The organism is Planctomicrobium mucosum (genome assembly GCF_051466335.1).
Classification (GTDB): domain Bacteria; phylum Planctomycetota; class Planctomycetia; order Planctomycetales; family Planctomycetaceae; genus Planctomicrobium.
This window is the reverse complement of sequence record NZ_CP195793.1, coordinates 212,622-230,873: the sequence shown is the minus strand read 5'-3', so window position 1 is coordinate 230,873 and position 18,252 is coordinate 212,622. Positions and strand designations below refer to the sequence as shown.

Annotated in this window: 12 protein-coding genes; 10 read left to right on the top strand and 2 right to left on the bottom strand. The window is 53.0% G+C overall.

The window, feature by feature from the left end; genetic code table 11:
- Positions 1 to 179 precede the first annotated feature (179 nt).
- The 9 genes from SH668x_RS00990 to SH668x_RS00950 all read left to right on the top strand — a co-directional run bounded on the left by SH668x_RS00990 (position 180) and on the right by SH668x_RS00950 (position 10,443).
- Entirely contained in the window at positions 180 to 1,025 is an 846-nt protein-coding gene (locus SH668x_RS00990) for a hypothetical protein (protein WP_437186834.1), read from the top strand.
- A 60-nt stretch (positions 1,026 to 1,085) separates the two neighbouring features.
- Positions 1,086 to 2,294 carry a type II secretion system F family protein gene (locus SH668x_RS00985; protein ID WP_437186833.1) on the top strand — a complete coding sequence of 403 codons (1,209 nt, stop codon included), beginning with the start codon at positions 1,086 to 1,088 and terminating at the stop codon, positions 2,292 to 2,294.
- Between the two features lie 142 nt (positions 2,295 to 2,436).
- Positions 2,437 to 2,871 carry a type II secretion system protein GspG gene (locus SH668x_RS00980; RefSeq protein WP_437186832.1) on the top strand — a complete coding sequence of 145 codons (435 nt, stop codon included), beginning with the start codon at positions 2,437 to 2,439 and terminating at the stop codon, positions 2,869 to 2,871.
- Positions 2,871 to 3,563, top strand: a complete 693-nt coding sequence (locus SH668x_RS00975; RefSeq protein ID WP_437186831.1) for a prepilin-type N-terminal cleavage/methylation domain-containing protein — start codon at positions 2,871 to 2,873, stop codon at positions 3,561 to 3,563. The genes SH668x_RS00980 and SH668x_RS00975 overlap by 1 nt, the downstream gene beginning before the upstream one ends.
- Positions 3,564 to 3,609: 46 nt before the next feature.
- Positions 3,610 to 4,077, top strand: a complete 468-nt coding sequence (locus tag SH668x_RS00970; RefSeq protein WP_437186830.1) for a hypothetical protein — start codon at positions 3,610 to 3,612, stop codon at positions 4,075 to 4,077.
- Positions 4,074 to 5,024 carry a type II secretion system protein GspJ gene (locus SH668x_RS00965; RefSeq protein ID WP_437186829.1) on the top strand — a complete coding sequence of 317 codons (951 nt, stop codon included), beginning with the start codon at positions 4,074 to 4,076 and terminating at the stop codon, positions 5,022 to 5,024. Before SH668x_RS00970 ends, SH668x_RS00965 begins: the two co-directional genes overlap by 4 nt.
- Positions 5,025 to 5,041: 17 nt before the next feature.
- On the top strand, positions 5,042 to 6,862 hold the full coding sequence (locus SH668x_RS00960; protein ID WP_437186828.1) for a hypothetical protein: 1,821 nt from the start codon (positions 5,042 to 5,044) through the stop codon (positions 6,860 to 6,862).
- A 162-nt stretch (positions 6,863 to 7,024) separates the two neighbouring features.
- Positions 7,025 to 8,527: a hypothetical protein gene (locus tag SH668x_RS00955; protein WP_437186827.1), complete on the top strand. Its 1,503-nt coding sequence runs from the start codon at positions 7,025 to 7,027 to the stop codon at positions 8,525 to 8,527.
- A gap of 23 nt (positions 8,528 to 8,550) precedes the next feature.
- A complete protein-coding gene (locus SH668x_RS00950; RefSeq protein WP_437186826.1) occupies positions 8,551 to 10,443 on the top strand; it encodes a putative Ig domain-containing protein in 1,893 nt (630 codons plus the stop codon).
- 90 nt (positions 10,444 to 10,533) lie between these two features.
- Here SH668x_RS00950 and SH668x_RS00945 read toward each other — a convergent pair whose 3' ends face one another.
- Positions 10,534 to 12,819, bottom strand: coding sequence for a VIT domain-containing protein (locus SH668x_RS00945; protein WP_437186825.1), 2,286 nt, complete (start codon positions 12,817 to 12,819; stop codon positions 10,534 to 10,536).
- Between the two features lie 102 nt (positions 12,820 to 12,921).
- A complete protein-coding gene (locus SH668x_RS00940) occupies positions 12,922 to 14,520 on the bottom strand; it encodes a sodium:proton antiporter (protein WP_437186824.1) in 1,599 nt (532 codons plus the stop codon).
- 298 nt (positions 14,521 to 14,818) lie between these two features.
- Between SH668x_RS00940 and SH668x_RS00935 the strand changes: the two genes are divergently transcribed.
- On the top strand, positions 14,819 to 18,217 hold the full coding sequence (locus tag SH668x_RS00935; RefSeq protein WP_437186823.1) for a PVC-type heme-binding CxxCH protein: 3,399 nt from the start codon (positions 14,819 to 14,821) through the stop codon (positions 18,215 to 18,217).
- The last annotated feature ends 35 nt before the right edge of the window (positions 18,218 to 18,252 follow it).

Below are 18,252 nucleotides of genomic sequence, written 5' to 3'. Positions count from 1 at the left end.
TCCTCATTCGGAAATCAGTGACAGATATTGATTCCTACCCAAAATGGGCCGGAAAGTTTTTCGGAATTCAATTGTTTTGCCGATTCCCGGTAAAAGTTGCCGATTGCAGTCAACATCGGACGATTTCTCGTTGTTCGAGAGACTTGTCGATCCGATTAGGAAAAGTCGGTGTTTCATAGGTGAAGACAACGATTTTTCTATTCATTCAACCCCGCACCTACGATTTCGGATCGGGCGACGTCATGAAAACGCTAGATATCCGTAAAATGCTCTGCTGCATCACGTTATGCTTTGTGTCAGGCATCTTTTCTGTCGCAGCTGCCCAAGACTCGGGTGGCAGTTATGACGACATGCGCGGACGCGAGGGTTTTGGCGGTGGACGGGGTGGCCGCGGCGGCCCACCCGGAGGTGATTGGGGCGGTCGAGGTGGCTGGAGTCGCGGCGGCGATTCGGTTGGTCAAGAAACACCACAGCAACCGACCGAAACGGTGCCTGTCGGCCTGAAGGCTCCAAATCGGATTACCCTCGATCTGCCCTCTGTCTTCGCCTCAGGAGATCTCGATAAAGATGGTCAAATCGGACTTTATGAATGGAGACAGTGGAAACGGGGAGAAATGTCTCTGTTTCTCGCGTTCGACCACAACGGAGATGGATTCCTGACACCTGCGGAATTGATGAAGGGGCCGAAGGCACCGACAGTTCCAACGGGACCGGGCGGACCTGCGCTCGCAAGCGGATCGTCAGCCCCTGCTGGTCGTGTCCCCGGGGTTGCTGCACCTGGAGCACCTGCGACGCCGACGCCCGCTGCCGGTGCATCAGAGTCCATTCAGATGTCTGCCGCTGCAGTCAGTAAATCAGAGGGAATTTTCAAATTGCTGGATGGCGACAGGAATGGATCCGTCGACCCTGCGGAGTGGTCAAAGTCCTCGCGAATCAAAGGGCAGTTTGAGGCAGCTGGGGTCGATCTCAGTAAACCCTTGCCTAAAGAAGAATTCGTGAACTATTACTCACAGTTCAATCCATAAACGAATTACCTCCTTCCCCCGCCATTGACGCCTCCACGACAGACTTGATCTGACAAAGCGATGCCCGACTATCAGTACACAGCTCGACAAGTGACTGGTCAGCAAGTGACTGGTGTCCTCACAGCCACATCCGAGAGGGAAGTGCTGGCGACACTGGCATCGCAGAAGCTGTTTCCATTGAAAGTGGAAATCTCTGCGTCATCCAAAGCGTCTAAAAAACAAATTCTCAGGCGGGTCCCTCCGAAGTATCTGGCGGTGTTGTATTCGCAGTTGGGCGATCTGTTGAAGTCAGGAGTGCCGCTTCTCCGCGCACTGGATCTCCTCACAAGACAGACCCAGCACCCCGCGTTGAAATCCGTGTTGCAGGATGTACGAGATCAGGTTGCTGACGGCTCGCGGCTATACGACGCAATGCGACAGCACCCCAAAGCGTTCAACGAGTTAATGATCAGCATGGTACGTGCTGGTGAAGAAGGGGGCTTCCTCGAAGACGTCCTCAAGCGTATTGCTGACTTCACCGAACATCAGGAAGAACTCAAAGGCCGCGTCGTCGGGGCAATGGTCTACCCCATGTTCTTGATCGGCGTCGGTGGAGTGGTAGTGGCAGCACTGCTGGTGTGGTTTGTTCCACGCTTTGCTCCAATGTTCGATGACATGGCACAACGAGGTTCACTCCCCTGGACGACCTCGTCACTGCTGGCGATCAGCAACTTTTGTCAGCAATACTGGCTCATCGCCTTGGGTATCATCGCTGCTGCTGTCTACGGGGTGATGTATTGGCTAAAATCTCCTCAGGCAAAACGTCAACTCGACCAGATTCGATTGCGTTCAATCGGGTTGGGACCAATCGTCCGAAACCTGGCCCTCGCTCGATTTACACGTGTACTTGGAACACTGTTAAAAAACGGTGTCCCCGTGCTCAATTCGTTGCGAATTGCCAAGGACGCCACTGGAAATAAAGTCCTCAGTGAAGCAATCGACAAAGCTGCGGACAATGTGTCGACTGGAAAATCACTGGCCCGACCACTGGCAGCCAGCGGTCAATTTCCCGAAGAAATTGTCGAGATGATCGCTGTCGGCGAAGAATCGAACAACCTTGAAAATGTTTTGATCGACATCGCCGAAAACCTGGATCGAAGAACATCTCGTCAGATCGAAATGGGAGTCAGGCTACTTGAGCCTCTCCTGTTGTTAATGTTAGCAGCGGTTGTTCTGTACGTGGTGGTAGCATTACTGCTGCCGATCTTCCAGATCTCGGATTTGACGTAAGAGACACCCAAAATTTAATCGGCTCGGGACAAACCCTGATGGGGCTGAGTCGATCAACCGTAAAAGAAAGAATCGCCCAGAGTTTGAATTGCAGGCATGTTGCTGGAATTCGTGAGTTGGGCGGCAACTGGAGAAAGAAACGATGCAACGTTCTGTTCGGTCTCAGCGTACCCGTCGCGGTTTTACGCTGTTGGAAATTTTGATCGTGCTCGCGATTATCGGTGTTATCGCAGCGATGGCTGTCCCACGCTTGCTGGGGCAACAGCGAACAGCTCAAGTCAAGATCACAAAAACTGCGATCATGAAGCTGGAAGAGGCGGCTGATCTGTACTCGGTTGACAATTCCGGAATCCCTCCAGAGTCGCTTCAGATGTTGCTCGAGAAGAGCCCAAATGGAACTGAAGCGTTGCTCGACAAAATTCCACCCGATGCTTGGGGAACTGCTCTCAACTACGAGTACCCCAATACAAAATCAAACTCCAGCCGACCAGCGATCTGGTCATCCGGGGCGAATCGCCAGAATGAAAATGGTGGCGGCGACGACATCAACAACTGGAGTGAACTGGTAGCGAAGTAGTGAAACTGCTCAGTCATCAGCAATGTTCTGGCACGGATGCCGATCGCCTTTGGAAAGGGCGATCGGCGTTTACGCTATTGGAACTGTTACTTGTCCTGACGATCATTACTACGATTGCTGCAGTGACGTTTCCCGGCCTGTTGCAACGATTGACCCAACAGTCAGTCCGCGGAACAGCAGAACAGGTGCGGCAATTGCTGGATAATGCACGAGTCCGTGCTGTCGAGGAAGGGCGAATCCTGCAACTGCGGTACGAGCCGAATGGACGCAGGTACGTTTTGCTCCCCTATGAACCGATGTCAGAAGAAACGACAACGATGACAGAATCATCGTCAGCTCGCCCCTTTGCAAAGACCGAATCGACACGACCGACCGAACCGTTTCGAGTTTTTGAGATGCCAGAGGATTGTCGATTTCATGTCGACAATACATTCCTGAGCGGTGAACGAATTGCCGCGACTCGACTGGGCGAAGAGTGGATGGGCTATCTCTCGAATCCTTCCGGAATTCAAGACGTTTCCTGGTCCAATCCGGTGCTGTTTAATCCCGATGGGTCAGCGACAGGGGCATCACTGGTCGTGATGAACAAGCAGCGACAATACGTGAAACTACATGTTCGCGGATTGACCGGAGCTGTCTGGGCAGAACCATTAAAAGTTATGGAAGAACGTCTCGGCACAACAGGCAATTGAAGACATTTCCAAATGTCCATGAACGAATTTTCGGAATCGCTTTGTGATGCAAATCAGCACCCATCAACAATGGAAATCAAGAGAAGGGATCTCGCTCTTTGAGGTCGTCCTCGCTCTTGCGATCTTTGTCGGTGCTGTGGCTGCGATCTCACAGGTTCTGGCGAATGGGAGTCGTGCTGCATCCCGTGCTCAGCTTCAATCGCAAGCGGTGCTCATCGGCGAACGGGTCATGAACGAGGTGATCGCGGAAATTGTCCCACTGAGCTCCGCAGCAAAAACGCCGGTCGATGGAATGCCGAAGTGGTTCTGGACAGTGGATGTCAGCAACTCCAATGTTCCGGGACTTCTGCGAGTCGAAGTTATCACCGAACATGAAGCGCCAACGCCGAACAGTGTCATTAAATATCAGCTTGTCCGATTTGTGCGTGACCCTCAGGCCATGATCGATGCATTGAATGTACGTGCAGATCTCAAGGCGCAGCTTGAAGCTGATGCAGAGGAGGACTACGAATGAACCGTTCTCCTCAGGCATCAGGATTTACGCTCCTCGAAGTGCTGATCGCACTGGCTTTAAGTGTCACTCTTGTGGCAGCTGTTTACGGTGCCATTGAAATGCACTTCCGCTTCCAGAACGCTGGGCGCGGACAGATCCTCGGCCATCAGATGCAACGTGCACTGGTGCGGACATTTGCTCAAGACCTGGGATGCGTCGTCATCGAACGTCCGGTTGAAGAAGTTACCGCTTCGTCCACTGGTCAGGCGGCCGATGTTGCGGCCAGTAGCATCAATTCCAGTGGAGGTTCTTCCACAACCAGCTCCAGCTCGTCACCAAGTCTGGTCCCAACGGCTTCGGCTCCATCGAATGCGACAACAGCATCTTCGGGGGGAAGCGGAATTGCGACGAGTTTTATGGCTTTGGAGCAACAGGGAATTCCCGTTGTTTTCGGATTGGTGGGAACAGAGGATTTGTTGCATCTGACAGTCAGCCTTCCTTCCCGCGAGTTGAACTACACAGAGGTTTCGTCGCAGGCATCAGAGTCCGATCGATCGAATGATTTGCAGATCGTCACGCTGGGGCTTGCTCCTATCGACGCCGAGCAACTGACATTGCTCTCACAAAACCTGAAATCATCGCGACCAGACAAAGGTCTCGGGCGACGTGTGCGAGACCTCTTTTCCGGATTCGATTCTGAAGAGATGCTGAAAGCCGAAAATCTGATTGCCCCGGAAGTGACTGAAGTCTCATTCCGCTATTTCGATAGTGGCGAGTGGGCTGGAAGCTGGGACAGCATGCAGATGGGACGACTCCCACGAGCCGTCGAAGTGACATTCGGATTCTGGAATCCCCCGCCGATCCGTGTTGGTCAACGCCATACGACCGAAGAGGGGACTGTGACCTTTGTCCACTATACGTTTCAAGTGGCTCTCTCATCTCCTGCTGACACGATTTCCACTCAGTGAAAGGAGATCGGGACTCAATGCAATATCGCCGTCAAATTGAATCGCTCGATCGATTCCGCAAACGCCGAGGGAGTGCGTTACTACTGGTCTTGATCACAGTGGCAATGCTGAGTCTCGGTGCGTACACGTTCTCACGGCTGATGGTCACGGAGTATCGGGCAGCCAGCGCAGCGGGACGTCATCGTGCAACTCTTGCCTGGGCAGAATCTGGCGTCGAATATGTGGCGGCTCTGTTCGCACCCGATGGAGGAAGTACCTCTGCCAATCTCTATCACAATCAAGCTTTGTTCCATGTTCAACTCGCTGACAATGGTGGATTCAGCGTCGTCTCGACACTCCCAGACGAAGATGAAAGTGCCACGCTGCGTTTGGGAGTGATGGACGAGTCCGGAAAAATCAATCTGAATGCCATTGCCAAACTCGATCCTGAAAGCAATCTGGCGAGGGACGTGATGCTCAGCGTTCCCTATATGACAGCTGAATTAGCAGACACCATTCTTGACTGGATCGATGAAGACGAAGATGCTCGCGAGTATGGTGCGGAAGCGGATAGCGACGCCATCGTTCCTCCTCGCAATGGCCCAATTCAGGCACTGGAAGAGCTTTTGCTGATTCCCGGGGTGACTCCGTTTCTGCTCTATGGCGAGGACGCAAATCGCAACGGTGTGTTGAACGCCAACGAGAATGATGGACCTCTCTCGTTTCCAAGTGATAACGAGGACGATCTTCTCGACCTGGGCTGGCAGGAGTATTTCACCCTCACCAGCAAAGAAAGTAATTTCCAGCAATTGGACGGATATCTCGGGGAACCCCGATTAGATGTCAATCAGGATCTGCTGACGGAACTCTACGACGCACTGGAGGATCGCTTTGGTCCAGAAGAGGCGCTATTTATCACAGCGATGCGATTGAATGGTCCATACGATCCAGACAATCCTCTGCCTGCCTCTGACAGTGAAAGCGGCAGTGGCACTGGAAGCGGTGGCGGCCAGGGTGGTGGAGCCTCTGGCAGCGGGAGCAGCGATTCCGGATCGGATGGAGGGAATTCTGATGCGTCAGTACTCCTCCCGTCGAATGACTCGAGCTTTCAAGGCTTGTGGAATCCGACGATGAAAACGTCGAACACCAATTCGACTGGAAATGCATCGACAGACCGTGCACTCCTGACTCTCGCCACGAACGTCGCCAGTTCCCTGGCGAGTGAGGATGGTGCTGTCACCCGTGGGGGAATGGATATTTCCGCAGGAGCCAAATACACCATCAATTCGATTTACGATCTGGTCGGATCTCAGGTGAGTGCCAAGATCGACGACGTCGACACCGTTCTGGAAAGTCCCTGGCAAGCGAATGCTGGGGATCTACTATCTGACCTGCCACTGCTGCTGGACGCGCTGACAATCACTAAAGATGAACAAATTGATGGGCGAATCAACATCAATGAAGCTCGCATCGAAATTCTGCGTGCAATCCCCGGAATGCCTGAAGGTGCAGCGGAGAAAATTGTGGCTGCTCGCGCCGGTCGGCTTTCTGGGGACACAGGATCTTCGGACCGATTTGCGACAGCAGGGTGGTTGGTGAGCGATGGGATCATCAGTATTGAAGAGATGCGAAAGCTCGATCGTTCGGTCACCGCCAGAGGGGGTGTCATCCGAATTCAGGTGATCGGTCATTCTGATCAACCCGGGATGACCTCGCGAGTTGAAGCTGTGATTGATACGACGGTCGCTGCCCCACGTGTTTTATTCCAGCGAAATTTATCGGACTTGGGCGCGGGGTTTTCGCTGAATGAGCTGCCGACATTTACAGCGGGAAACGCGGTTTTGCCGTCCAATCCCTAGAGTCCCACTTCTAGAGCGGAATTCTTGGGAGAATAATAGGAATACGACTTCCGTCACAAAGTAGATTGACGAGAAAAGAACTAGCGAGTTTGACAGTTTTTTAGAGATTGATCGTCTCTCCGACTGTCTGATCCTTCAGCAACCAGAGTTCGTAACGTTACCATGTCAGAATCTCTCATTTTAGAATGGTCTCGGGATTCCCTGAGTGCTCTTGTCGCAGTCGACGGGGCAAAGGGGAACATCCGTGCTGTTGCGACGCTGAATTCGATCGATCATGCAGACCCGTTGATCGCAGTGTCACAGGCGGGAGAATCACTCCGGGCCTGGTTGGCGAGAGAGAATCTCACTGCGGAAAAGCTGACCGTTGTCATTCCTCGCGATGAGATCGTCATCCGACGTATGGATGTGCCTCAGGCCCCCATCGACGAACTCCCCGACCTTGTTCGATTTCAGGCAGCGACTCGCACCAGTGCTCCGATCGACACGCTGGTGCTCGATTTTCTTCCTTTACCTTCCCACGGTGAGGGGCAGGATGTCATCGCCTGCACAATCGATCGCGACCTCCTGCTTCGATTGCAGGCCGTTTGCACAGCTGCAAAGTTGAACCTGACTCGGGTTCTGATCTCCCCCCTGACCCTGGGTGAACTCGTTCGTTCCACCGTGGGTCCTGACCTCGGAGTAGAGCGGCCAGATCTGGTTGTCTATCAAGTCGACCGCAGAATTGAACTCTCGATATTCGATCACGGGACGCTCGTCTTCAGCCACGCCACACAACTCCAAGTATCGTCTGAAGGACAGTCCACATCGGATCGACTTAAGATTCTCAAAAGTGATCTCGCACGTAGCCTCGTCGCACTCTCTCAAACACGGCCAGACACAAATGTCTCGCGTTGTTTTTATGTTGCCGGTGAGCCCGACTCGACTGTCATCGCCCTGCTGGAACACCAGTTCCCAAATCACACGGTTCGAGTAGATGCAAGAGATCTCTTCACGGGAGTCAGTACTCAAGGATACGAAGCGTTAGCTGGTGCACTGGTCACCCCCAAAGACAATCGTCTTCAACTCGACCTGCTTCACCCTCGCAAGAAGCGAGAAGTTCCGGATCGTCGTAAGCTTTACGCAGCGATCGCAGGATCAATCCTGCTGTTGGGGATTGTCACGGTAATGACGCTCTTTTACTCCAGAAAAGGGACACTCGAGGAATCGATCGAGTCGCTGCGGGCTGATGTCAACGAACGTAAAGAAGACATCCGAAAAGGGAAGCCGCGAAGTGATGCATTCGATCGACTGGCTCGCTGGGATGAATCCAATTCGAATCCCTTTCCACTATGGAATGAACTGAAGTCCCATCTCCCGGGTACGAACCGCCTGTACTTTCTGGATCTGAAACTCGTTCCTCTGACAGGCGAATATGTGGTGAGATTCGTGGGCAAAGGACATGCAAAGGCACGCACCGATGTCGACAGCCTGTCGCAGGCGTTGTCCGATGCTGGATACCGTGTCGTCCCAGCGACTCCTACTTCGACTGCACGAGATCCTGACTACCCTTGGGAATTCAATCTGAACGTCGAATTCCCCCGACCAGCCAAGACTGTTGCGAAACCTGCTCCCAAGAATGTTGTCCCAGCGGCGGTTCCCGGATCTCCCGTTTCTTTGTCAAAATAATGGCCCCATCGGGGAACTGAGTCATGCAGAAGCGTGAAAAATTACTGGCAGGCGGACTCGCATCAGTCGTGGTGCTGTGGTTCGGGTTCTCTGCGTACGATGAGCAGTTCGCAAAGCCACTTCTGGAACTGGAAGGGCAAGAAACGACTTTATTGGAAGAGAAGAAAAAGCTCTTTGCCGATCAGTTGACACTGAAGTCCAAAGACAATCAGGTCGCGAGTTGGCGAAAACTCAGCCTCCCTCCTGATCCGCTTGACGCACAACGTCTCTATCAGGAATGGCTGACAACACTGGCGAATCTCTCGGGGTTTGAATCGACGAAAATCACATTGGAACGTCGCGTTGCAGAAGCCGATACGTACGTCACGATTCCGATCACCATTGAAGCCAAGGCACGATTGCAGCAAATCGCTATGTTCATCGAGCGATTTGAGTCGATGAGTCTTCTGCAACGCATCTCCCGCTTTGATATCGTCAGCCCGGGAACAGACAGCGATCCGAAACTCACAGTCATTCTGACCGCCGAGGGGTTGTCGATGCCCTCAGCCCCAGCCCGCGCTCGACTGTTTCCAACGACTGAACTCACTGAACCAATCAAGAGAGACTCGCAGCAAATCAAGGTGGTTGCATCGAAACTCTTTCAATCGCCTCCGCCGTTCAATGTCCGCATCGGAAATGAATTCCTGACTGTCACTGCAGTTGACGGGGATGTTTGGACAGTCCAGCGTGGAGTGGAAAGAACATTCGCTGAGAATCATGACGCGAACTCCACTGTTGAGGAGTTCCCCCTCCATTCGTCGAACGTCGATCCCAAGGCCACTTTGGCCATGTGGTCAAACAATCTCTTCGCGAAACCATCCCCCGCTGTGGAGTACAAGCCCGCACTTGCGAATGTGACTCCTCCTGTCGTGATTCGCGGAAAGCCCTGGAACTTCAAATTGGAGGTCAAGGGGTGGAATCCCGCTGCAGGGACTCCGAAGTTTGAAATCACTTCCGCGCCGGCGGGATTAGACTTTGATGAGAAAACGACAACATTAAAGTGGCAACCCAACGGCAACGTGGAAATCGGGACTGCTCCTGTCCAGATTCTTGTCTGGGGAACCAATGGGAAAGACGCTGGATTCACAACCACTCTGAATCTGCGAATCCGTGATCCGAACCAGCCACCGAAGTTCGATAAGATTGAAAAACTTGTCTTCTATACAGGACGTGAATCGACCGCTCGGATTACTGCGACTGACCCAGACGGCGACAGCAAAAAGCTCGTTTACTCCTTGAAGGATAGCCCCGCTGGAATGTCGATCGATCCATCCACCGGTGTTCTGAAGTGGACACCGGGGGACGATCAGATGCCGGTGGAATTGAACATTCAAGTCGAAGTCAAAGATCAGGACGAGTTCGCTGAGACCGCCTCCATTAAACTTCCAATCAAGTTGGAAGAAGACAATGCCCGCTTTACGTACGTGACAGGGACTGTCAGTCGAGAATCTGGGGATCAGGAGGCCATGATCAATGATCGTGCAACGAACCACAAAGCGTTTGTGAGGAAGGGCGACCATTTGAAGGTCGCGGACTTCGAACTGATGATCGAAGAGATCGGGAACACATTTTTGATCGTTCAGAGACTCGGAAAACCCTACCGATGGCAGTTTGGACAACCACTGACCGCGATTCGTCCATTGGATGCCCCTGCAGCGCCGATCGTTGATCCCGGAGAGACTGGAGCAACGCCCCGTCGTCCTGTTGTGACTCCTGTCCCAGCATCAACTGCCATCGTTCCCGTCGCAAATCCAGAGACGCCTCAGGAAGAAGCCCCTGCTGATCCAATGATGACTGACGAAAACGCTCCAATGTCCCCAGAGGACGAGCCTCCGCTTAGCGAACCCGAATCGCCCCCTTTCAGCGAAATGGAATAAGGTGGCCACTCGCTGGAGAGATCACAGACTCCAATGAAAATGAGCCGTGACGTCATGAAGATGTCACGGCTCTGACTGTCTATTCACTGTTTATTTGATGAGATAAGCCTGACCGCGTAATTTCACGAGCAGCTCTTCATCTGGCCCCTGTTCGCTCAGCAATGAATTCTCGGTGGACGTGTTCGCGTCGACGAGAGCGAAGTACTCATCAGAATAGCGAGTGATGGTCTTCACCTGAGCTTGATCCTTCGCCAAATCGATGTTAGCTGTTTCCGGGGTGACGAGCAGCTTGCCCCTCCGATAGAGCGACTGGCCTTCTTTCTGAATCATGGTTGCAGGGGCGTTCTCCCGAACCGCGGAAGAAGTGGGGCGACCGCCAGCCACGCTCAGATTGTCAATAACCGCAGGGGCGGGGAGAATTGCAGAATCCGCAGCTTGATTCGCACCTTTGAAACGCTGCTTTGCTGCTCGCTGTTCGAATCCGCTCGCTCCATCGGTCTCGGCAAGGAACTGCAGATTTTCAGCAGCCCGGTCGCGATTTTCAGCTGAAGCCAAACCGGGACGAACCGTCTCGTCCGCAAGAAACGAAGTGTACGGAGTTAGAATTCCGTACTTTGTCGACAGGTTGACGAGTTCTGTGACCAGTTCATCATTCTTTCCGTTGAGATCCAACTCATCAATAATTTCACCGATGCGACGCACTGCCCAAAGTTTAGCAATGAACGCGTTGGTCTGATCGGGGCTTTTCTTCACGAATTCCCCGCTGAGTTCGTAATTCTGGCTCGTTCCGTCGATGTTACCAGTCAACAGAATTTTCGCGGCACCTGCGAACTTGTAACGTCCCACAACAACAAGTTGTTCTCCCTTGAAGAGATCGAATTCTCCGCTGGGATAGACGCGATTTGTCTGCGAACCTGATTGACCATCGATTTCAAACGTCGTCTTCACCTTCGTCAACACGGGACTGCTGATGCGTTGATAAACTCGTGAGACAGCATCTTCGATATTCTCATTAGGGCGAACGTACTCACTGACCCCGTGATTTGCGCGGGACAATCGGTCCAGCAATCGACTGTTTACGTCGTAACCAACTCCAAAGCAGATCAGACGGGCACCGATCGCATTGGCCGCAGTGACTGCTTGGTTGATCTTGCTTTCGTTTGTCTCTCCGGAGGTTGGTTGTCCGTCGGTGAGGAATAGAATGTAGTTCGGCCGCTGCACATCCTTGAGTTCGGACAGGCTCCGCAAGAGGGCATCCTGAATATTGGTCCCGCCCCCAGCATAAAGCCCATCGACGTAACTCAGTCCTGCTACTCGCGAATCGCCTTGAGCATTTTGGAGTTCGGGCCGAAATGTCGCGACAGTGCTATCGTACGAGACGATGTTGAACAGATCGGATTCGTGCAGGTTATTCAAAACGAATCTCGCGGCGGCCCGGGCCTGCTCAATTTTCTGCCCGGACATGCTTCCAGACTTATCGACGACAAAACTCAAAGTTTTCGCGGGGAGGACAGATTGATCAGATTTGACCTGCGGGCTGGCAAGAAGAATGAAATAGCCATCTTCTTTTTCATCCGGCCGATAGGTCAGCAGGGACACTCCGATTTCATCAGAATTGGTGTCGAACAGCAGCCGAAAATCTTCAGTGGGGCTTTTCTTTGTTGATTCGAAAGTCACCAGCGCCTGCTTGCCGGAATCCCGCTTGATGTTGACCGGGTGAGAAGGGCTGTAGATGTTCTTGATTTCAGATGTGCTTTCGACGGTCACCCGCACATCAATTTTCTCGACCGGTTTTGAACCGAAGCGAGCAGTACTGAGAGGAAAGATGAAATCCGTCAGCCCACCTTGTTTTCGCAACAGCTGATGATACTGAATGCTCACGGTTCTTTTTTCGCCAGCAGGGATCGGGAAGACGCTTGTCTGAAACATCCCGGTTCCGATCCATTCGAGTAAGGCAGGGTCCTGACTTTTCCGAACAATTTCCGTGTACTGCTTCTTCGCTTCTTCAGCACTCAGCAATTTGGCAGGAAGCTCTTTTCCATTCACGAGCAGCGTCATGGAGTCAATCGCTCCGTCGTATGGGAGCGGAAAGAGAAACTGTGCCTGAATGACTCCCGGTCCAGAATTCGAAAATGTCTGCGAGACCTGAATGTTCGCCACTTGATCAACGAGTCGCGCCTGAATGCTCATTTCATCCAGCGAGTACGTCGCCCGAGGCTCTTGAGGAGGAACGGGGATCGGTCTCGGTAACGGCACAGGGCGATCGACAATCACCAACACCCCTTGAGCGAAGACGTTGGTGGATAGCAGCAGGAAACAGACGATCGCGAGAATGTAACGCCCCATCATGGCATCCCCCTGTAGAATGTGATTCATCAAAGACGATGACGCATCATTCTACACGAGCGTTCCCACGATCTGCGTTTCGTTCAAAAAATCCCGATATTCACATCGATTTTCACCACAGCCAGTGGCACCCTAGTGCACAAACAGCCACTGCATCACCGCCAGCAACGGGAGGAGCACTGCGCAGCTATAGAGCATATATCCGAAAAAGCTGGGCATCTTGACTCCGGACTTTTCCGCGATGCTTTTCACCATAAAGTTCGGCCCATTTCCGATGTAGGACATTGCTCCCATCATGACGGCTCCCAGGCTGATCGCAGTGAGCAGGTTCACCTCAACTCCCGCAATGCTCGTCCCTTCCAGTGCAAGCGCCTGAGCGGTCTTGAAGAAAACGAGGTAGGTCGGAGCATTGTCGAGTACCGCGGAAAGTCCACCAGTGATCCAGAAGAACTTCGGCGCTGAATCGAGCCCGAGTGATGCCCCGTGGACATCCAGAATTTGCAGGGCAGGCTGCATGCACAGGAAGATCCCCACAAACAGGGCTGCCACTTCGATGATGGCTGTGAAATTGAACTTGTTATTTTGCCGAATATGCTTGGCCCCCAATCCAAGGGAAATTGCGACCAATGCCAACTGAATCGCCTCCCGCAGCCACAACCAGGCATGCCAGTTTGTTCCAGGAACAGGCTTACTCGGGTCAAGCAACGCCACTGCCAAAACCACTCCTGCCAGTAGCGGTAGGTTCAATCCCATTCCGGAAAAGCTGAGCGGGCGAAGCTCGGTTTCATCCTTCATGAAGTCCCGGAAGCTCTCGCGCGGATAAGCATAGAAGTGGTCCCAGAGATAATAGATCACCAGCAGCGAACAATTGATGAAGGCCCATTCCTTCCAAAGACTCAACGTCCACAGAAACGGAATCCCCTGAAGGTATCCAAGAAACAGAGGGGGATCCCCGATAGGAAGCAGGCATCCGCCGCAGTTACAGACAATAAAGATGAAGAATACGACTGTGTGAGCAACGTTTTTTCGTTCTGCATTCGTTTCCAATAACGGTCGAATCAGAATCATTGCAGCGCCAGTTGTTCCAATGAAACTGGCCAATGCCCCCCCGATGAAAAGGAAGATTGTGTTCGTCAACGGGTGTGCTGGAAGGTCACCTGAAATCCGAATCCCCCCGCAGATCGTGTACAGCGAAAAGAGGAGGACAATGAACGGGATATACTCGGCCAGAAGAGCATTTTTGAGCACCGTGGCTCCAACCTGCCAGTTCGGGCCGGATTCGCTTGGGTGAACGAGTCCATGATGCACAAAGTGGTTCTCAACAGGGTGCGCATGAAAAAACAAGTAATAGCAGATCGTCAGAACCCCTAAGCCTGCTGCCACATAGAACCGGTGCAGATTGCTTTCCCACCAATGCTCGGTCTGCCTGAGGAGGGGCAGGATCGCGATTGATCCGAGAAGAATCACAAACGGAATCACAGCAAACACAGAGGGTGGCGTCGGTTTCGCGGCCTTCGGGTGTTCGTGGTCATCTTCACTGCCAGCGTGCTCAGACTGCGGATCTTGATCGTTCACCGCGATGTCAGATGCATGTTCACGATGCCCTGAGATGATTGCTGTAGCAGCCTGCGGCCATCCAAGAAGCGATGCTCCAGCATACAAAACGATCAGTAAGACCATTGCCGCAAAGCACAATCGGTCTGCCCGTGGAGAATGTTCAGCGCTCGACATTAGATTTCCGTAAATATCTATACTGCGACAACTGCGTTGTTTACCACGACAGTTGGTCAGGGTTCATCAATCATTCAGAAGGGGATTACCTCGCTGATGACCTCTCAAGACCGCATTGCCTCAAATTTGGCAAAGCCACTATCATGCACACCTTATCACGAACCTCCACTTCAGGAGTACCCCGCTTCGGGGGATTTCTCCGGTCGGAAGTTCAAGAGCGAAAACATGTGCGAGCCGGTTTCATTCGCGATCGGGAAGGTCGTTTTTCATCACCCGTCAGCGTAGAGACCACTTTGACATGTCATTTTTTGAATCAGGGACGATTCTCATGATGGTAACCGTGACATCCCCAGCGCTGACATCGCATCGCTGTGAATGTGGACTCTTGATCAGGCTGCTGGTGGCAATCGCTTCCTTCGCAACCTGCTTTGCAAGCAACTCCACAGCACAGGAATCGCTGGGAGTGCAGGTCCCTGATGATTTCATCGTGACGCAGTACGCGGGTGACGAGCTCGCTCACGATATCTTTTCCATGACCATTGATTCGCTGGGACGAGTGGTCGTGTCTGGTCCGGGTTACGTGAAAATTCTGATCGACGCGGATCGCGATGGCGTTGCGGAATCGACGAAAACGTACATCGGAAATCTCCCGCAAGGAGTACAAGGGATGTACTTCCTCGGACGTGATCTGATTTGTGCCTCTGGTGCAGGTCTCGTTCGGTATCGCGATCAGAACGGAGATGACCAGGCGGATGGCCCCCCCGAAGTCTTTCTGCATATCAAAACCGGCAACGAGCACGACCTGCATGCGATCCGAAAAGGGGCCGATGGGTGGTGGTATCTGGTTGCAGGGAATGGATCTGGGATCACGTCGCATTACGCTGCGATGCCGAGTTCTCCTGTGAAGAATCCTCATGCCGGAGTGGTCCTGCGATTGAAGCCTGACTTGAGTCAGGGTGAAGTCTTCGCTCACGGTATTCGCAACGCCTACGACTTCGACTTCTCGACGGACGGCGAACTGTACACGTATGACAGCGATGGTGAGCTTGTCACCAGTCTGCCGTGGTATCGTCCCACGCGATTTCTGCACGTCCTTCCTGGATCTCATCAAGGATGGGTGACCAACGATTGGATTCGGCCAGACAACTTTATCGACATGCCTCCTGTCGCAGTGTCAATGGGGCGAGGTTCTCCAACCGGTGTCGCAACTTATCGCCACACCGCGTTTCCCGCAGAATATCACGGTGCCATGTTCGCTCTCGATTGGACGTATGGCCGTGTTCACGCTCTTAAGCTTCAGAAGAACGGAAGCACCTGGTCAGCCACTCCTACCGAATTCATGACCGCCGTTGGCCAACATGGTTTTGCTCCAACAGATATTGAAGTCGGCCCGGAAGGGGAGCTCTACGTCTGCGTGGGTGGTCGCGGGACTCGTGGTGGCGTGTACTGCATTCGCCCTAAAGTCAAGAATCCAGAATCAAAACCTTGGCCCGGTGGATCCGGTATCCCGAATTCCGTCGCAGACAAATTGAACCTTTGTCTCCAGGCGCCGCAACCACTTAGCAGTTGGTCCCGTCGAGTCTGGGAACCAATTGCGATGGAAATTCGCAGCGAGCCGTTCATCAAAGCTGCACTCGACTCCAATCGAACAACAGCAGAGAGAATCCGGGCAATTGAGATTCTGACGGACAAATTCCGCGGGATCGATGTTGATCTCGTTCAACAGCTTCAGAGTGCAACAGATCCAGCGATTCGAGCACGGGCAGCTTGGGCACTCGGACGGAGCCAGCCAGAGTTCCCGAACCCATCTGCGTTGAGTGCTTATCTTCAAGACAGTGATCCAGTCGTCGTTCGCACAGCGGTCGAAGCTCTCTCAGGTGCCTCAAGCGATGCGATCGCTGAACAAATTGAAGCATTGGGGAACCTGCTTCCAAATCGCGACCGCTACATTCGGCAGTCGCTCATGCGCGTGATGTCCAGAACGTCGAGTGGAAATATCCACAAAATGGCACAGATCGGCTTCGTCAAAGGCTGGTCGGCAGCCATTCCCGTTGCGGGAGCCAATGTGTTTCGAACCGAAAATTTCACTGGCTACGCTGTCGACGTCGGCACCAGCATTCTTCAGGGAAATTACGATCCAGAGCTGAAACTGGAAGCTGCCCGCATCATTCAATTGGGCTTGGGAGATCTCACGCCTCCCGCCGGAAAACAGACGCCGGTCTATGACGGGTACGCGCCTCGGCTTGATTTAGCTCCACATGCCTCAGCTGTCACCAAGTTGCAGAACTCACTCATCGCCGTTTACCCAACGAATCTCCCCGAAGTAGACTTTGAGATCGAACGGCTGATTGCCATGGTTCAGCCAGCCAATAGTGGCCTCCTTAACAAAATCCTTTCAAAAATCAGTCCGACGTCTGACCCGATTGATGACATTCACAGACTCATCGTTGTCTCAAGGCTCCCTGTTAAACCGACAGCTGACCAACAAGGCGTTATCGCCACAACGATCATCCAACTCGATGCGAAGATTGAAGCTCGTAAATACAAGCAGGACGGAAGCTGGATCGACCGCGTCTTGGAAATGTATGACGGGCTGGTTGCCAATGATCCTCAGCTTCCGGTGGCGATACTCAATCACCCAGAGTTCGGACGGACCGGGCACATCCAGTTCATCGGTGACTTACCACGTCCGCAATTGGAACAGGCATCTGCAAAATTCGCGCAGCTGATCGCTGCTGATCCCGAATTTCGCTGGACGCCCGACGTCGTCTTCCTCCTGGCCACGTCGTCGTCACCAGAATACAAACAACTCGTCCGTTCAAAATTCGACGACTTTTCGCTGCGAGGTGCTGTCTTAACCACACTCGTTGCCGATCCGCAGGAGGCTGACCGTCCGTTGTATGTTGCGTCGCTGGAAACAGGTTCTCCAGACATGATGCTGATGTCGATCGGCGCTCTTCAGCTGTTAGGACCTTCAACCGCTCCAATGGAAAACGTGCTTTACTGTCGTGCGATCCGAAAACTGGGCGCCAGTGCTGAAGAACGTCAGGCGCGGGATCAATTGGTCGAACTGCTCCGCCGAAATCTACAACTTCGTGACAGCTACGTCCTCGGACGCGAAGGTGATCCTCAAGCTCAAGCGATTCTCGGGATCTCGAACGCAGTTCAGACTGCGTTTCCGAAAGAGTTCGCGGCAGCTTCCGGAGAAGAAGCTGGAAGTGAAGCAGAAATGCGTCGGCTGCTCTCTTCAGTTCAATGGGAGTTCGGAAATCCTGTCAGAGGAGAGAAGCTCTTTCAGACACGAGGTTGCATCCAATGCCACGGGCAGGGGAAAGCAATTGGCCCTGCACTGGATGGAGTGACTGGCCGCTTTTCAAGAGAAGATCTGTTCACCGCGATTTACTTCCCGAGCAGGGATGTTTCCCCTCGCTATCAGACAACCCAGATCGCAACGCACGATGGCAAAGTTTTCAGCGGCATGCTGCTTTTCGAAGCTGTTGATAGCATCGCCTTACGAGACGCCAATAACAACACCATCCGTGTTGACATCGAGGATATCGAATCTCGCCGACTGTCGACACAATCGCTCATGCCAAGCGGTTTGATGAAAGGGATGACCGAGCAGGATCTGGCTGATTTCTATGCGTATCTCCAAACTATCGGAACCCGCTCAACCGCTGCCGCTGGCGGACGGTAACGATGATACGCAGACAATGCATAAAACTGATCGAT

Bases quoted from the DNA above. Each gene is read 5' to 3' on its own strand.
- SH668x_RS00965 (WP_437186829.1), top strand. From the start codon at position 4,074: ATGAACCGTTCTCCTCAGGCATCAGGATTTACGCTCCTCGAAGTGCTG.
- SH668x_RS00960 (WP_437186828.1), top strand. From the start codon at position 5,042: ATGCAATATCGCCGTCAAATTGAATCGCTCGATCGATTCCGCAAACGC.
- SH668x_RS00940 (WP_437186824.1), bottom strand. From the start codon at position 14,520: ATGTCGAGCGCTGAACATTCTCCACGGGCAGACCGATTGTGCTTTGCG.
- SH668x_RS00935 (WP_437186823.1), top strand. From the start codon at position 14,819: ATGTCATTTTTTGAATCAGGGACGATTCTCATGATGGTAACCGTGACA.
- SH668x_RS00955 (WP_437186827.1), top strand. From the start codon at position 7,025: ATGTCAGAATCTCTCATTTTAGAATGGTCTCGGGATTCCCTGAGTGCT.
- SH668x_RS00950 (WP_437186826.1), top strand. From the start codon at position 8,551: ATGCAGAAGCGTGAAAAATTACTGGCAGGCGGACTCGCATCAGTCGTG.
- SH668x_RS00985 (WP_437186833.1), top strand. From the start codon at position 1,086: ATGCCCGACTATCAGTACACAGCTCGACAAGTGACTGGTCAGCAAGTG.
- SH668x_RS00980 (WP_437186832.1), top strand. From the start codon at position 2,437: ATGCAACGTTCTGTTCGGTCTCAGCGTACCCGTCGCGGTTTTACGCTG.
- SH668x_RS00945 (WP_437186825.1), bottom strand. From the start codon at position 12,819: ATGAATCACATTCTACAGGGGGATGCCATGATGGGGCGTTACATTCTC.
- SH668x_RS00970 (WP_437186830.1), top strand. From the start codon at position 3,610: ATGCAAATCAGCACCCATCAACAATGGAAATCAAGAGAAGGGATCTCG.